This window comes from Bradyrhizobium sp., from assembly GCF_049581145.1.
Taxonomy (GTDB): Bacteria; Pseudomonadota; Alphaproteobacteria; order Rhizobiales; family Xanthobacteraceae; genus Bradyrhizobium.
On sequence record NZ_JBAURI010000636.1, the window covers coordinates 1 to 2,496 of the forward strand.

The 2,496-nt window shown below is 59.8% G+C and carries 5 protein-coding genes; 1 reads left to right on the top strand and 4 read right to left on the bottom strand.

Translation table 11 applies throughout. The features are described 5' to 3' along the window. Window positions 1–415 (top strand): hypothetical protein (locus WCB02_RS21025; protein WP_423961054.1); only part of this gene is annotated, 415 nt, incomplete at its 5' end. Between the two features lie 315 nt (window positions 416–730). Here WCB02_RS21025 and vapC read toward each other — a convergent pair. From vapC to WCB02_RS21045, 4 genes are all read right to left on the bottom strand, one after another. After that, window positions 731–988, bottom strand: coding sequence for a type II toxin-antitoxin system VapC family toxin (vapC, locus tag WCB02_RS21030; protein WP_423961056.1), 258 nt, complete (start codon window positions 986–988; stop codon window positions 731–733). Then, the gene (locus WCB02_RS21035; protein WP_423961058.1) at window positions 985–1,194 is read right to left on the bottom strand and encodes a type II toxin-antitoxin system VapB family antitoxin; all 210 of its coding nucleotides are present in this window, start codon (window positions 1,192–1,194) and stop codon (window positions 985–987) included. Before WCB02_RS21035 ends, vapC begins: the two co-directional genes overlap by 4 nt. 239 nt (window positions 1,195–1,433) lie before the next feature. Further along, a complete protein-coding gene (locus WCB02_RS21040; protein WP_423961060.1) occupies window positions 1,434–1,826 on the bottom strand; it encodes a type II toxin-antitoxin system VapC family toxin in 393 nt (130 codons plus the stop codon). Continuing rightward, window positions 1,823–2,053 (bottom strand): FitA-like ribbon-helix-helix domain-containing protein, encoded by a 231-nt coding sequence (locus tag WCB02_RS21045; protein WP_423961063.1) that lies wholly within the window; start codon window positions 2,051–2,053, stop codon window positions 1,823–1,825. Before WCB02_RS21045 ends, WCB02_RS21040 begins: the two co-directional genes overlap by 4 nt. Between the last annotated feature and the right edge of the window lie 443 nt (window positions 2,054–2,496).

A 2,496-nucleotide genomic window follows, 5' to 3' on the forward strand; every position in this document is an offset into this window, starting at 1 on the left:
GATCAAGAGTGTTCGGGTTGAAGGGCTCAATAGCGGCGGCTCTCCGCGAGCCATCATCACCATCAAAAATTCCGGTGTCACGCCGGCGAGGAATGTGACGCATCGGGCCAAGATGGGGTTTTCGACATTCCCAAAAATGACGCCGATGCCCGAAAGGGGTCAGGTGCCGTCGCCACCCGGAGCTATCGCGCCTGGAGGGGAAATCAATATGAGCACCGGTATCGACAAGCCCTTGAACGATGCCACGCTGATTGCGCTCCTAACGGGAACGCATGCGATCTATGTCGTCGGCGAGATCAGATACGATGACGCTTTCGGCAAAATGCGCGAGACCGATTTTCATCTGTTCTGCACCAGAGAATTGGTCAATGAAGGAACGATGGCCAGCTTTGATATCGGCAATCGCATAACGTGACGAACCGACGATGATCGATCTCGAATGTCTTTCCGAGACTGATTCCTCACCAGCACGATTAGTAGAGCACATTCCCAACCGGGCATCTTGCGCAATGCAGGCAAATGGAGCGACATCCGCTTGGGGCTGTCTCCCGTCGTCCGGTCGCCGGCCAGCCGCTTCGGAAGTAGCCCGACCAATGGACATCAACGGGTTCGCCCGACCGTCGTCAAGCAGGAGCACGCGTCATTCAGCCTGCGGCGTCGAAGAAAGAAGAGTAGGCCTCATTCACCGGCCACAGGTCAGGCCAAAAGACGATAGCCTTCAGGAGCTGGTTCACACGACCTTGAGGCCAAGATGCTCCTCCATCGGTGCAAAATCGCGGTCATCGTGCAGCAATGCATGACGATGCTCGATGCAAAAGGTGCCGATGATCATGTCGGTGGTTTTGTGGATCGTGACGCCCAGTTCGCGCAGCCTGCGATAGTTCCGGGCGGCGCGAGCGGCTAGATTGGCATCCAGGAGGCGCACGATCGCGTACTGACGCAAGCCGCGCAGGTGAGCGATCCAGACGGAGCTATCGACACGAATCACGACCGGCGCGGCGGCCGACCTTGGCGCATCTGCTCGAGATCGCCCTCCCAACCCAATCCCTCGAGTTCCGCAAGCGCCTTTGTCTGTTTCCGCAGTCGGACCAGCAGCCGCAAGCCCTCTTCAACCGTGGCGCGTTTGGTCGCCAAGCCCGTCGCCGTCATGGCCTGGGATAGCAACTCATCATCGATCTCTATATTGGTTCGCATCACGGCTGACCGGTCTTTGTGTATAGGTTGACCACTCTATACACACTCGAAAGCCGGTTCGACACGATCTCAGCCATGGGTGAGCGATTTCTGATCGGCCGGCGGATCAATGGAGCGCTATGGCGTAAACGTGGTGCTCACCTGCATCGTTCGTGGCCTGCCAGATCTACGCTGCGGCCCGCCGCGCTATCCGGCGGCCTTCGGCCATTCGATGGCTCGTTCCAGGCGTCTGTTCGGGTTCATACCAGTTCGACTCGCGCATGGTGGCCAGCCGCAGCGGCGAGACGCTGGTCGCGCGTCAGCAACGGAGCGTCGAGCGCTTCGGCAAGGGCGACGTAGACGGCATCATAGGCCGTGAGATTGTTCCGCAAATCCCAGACACGCGGCAAAAGGAAATCATGCGGGTATCGGCGGACGGGAAAGTCAGCGAGGTCGGCGAGAGCGGCGCGGCCGCGTTCGCTGTCGATCTCGCCCTTTGCGGCATACCGGCGGACGACCTGCGCAACTTCGATATCGAGCAGATGAGGCGCATGCAGCGTCTGTCGAGGTTCGAATAGCCGTTCTTCCACCGCCCGTGCCGCCGGTGTGCGGAGGAGCGCCTCGAGCAAGGCCGAGGCGTCGACGACGATCATTGGCGATCACGTTCAGCGCGGATTGCCTGGGCTGGCGAGACCGAGGGGGTCATTCCGGGGCGGCGCTCCAGGCGCGCGCGCAATTCATCGAGCGTCGGCCGCTCGGCGACTTGGCGAATCTCCCTGAGCAGGTAATCGGAGAGCGACATGCCCGCCAGCGCCGCGCGCGATTTGAGCCGGCGGTGCAACGCATCCGGAACATTGCGAATTTGGATCATCGCGGGCATGTGGTAAACATAAACACATGTGGCGCACATGTCAACGCGATGTTGCTGTCGCACTGCTGCGGCGCCAGCGGGTCGGGTCGGCACCATCATACGGCTATAGTGCCGGTGGACAAATATTGCTTAGCTACTTTCCGGCGCAAAGATCGGTCTGGTTGGCCTGCGGGTAGAATCGCCCTGTATGCGGAAAACTGCAAGGTCGAACGGAAACGAATTGACGTCGGTCGCTTTGCCTGATTCATTCTTATGAATGATTCGAGAGCAAACTCTGCGAGCGCGCCAGAAGCTGGTCGGCAAATTGCCGATCACCGGCGAAATACTTCGTGGCTCGCTGCTGGAGCGCACGGTCCGGCATACCAAAGATTGCCCGAAATGCGCGCGCGGCGAAGGACATCATGTCTTCGTTCTGACGGTGAGCTATCCCGGCGGACGCACCCGGCAAATCA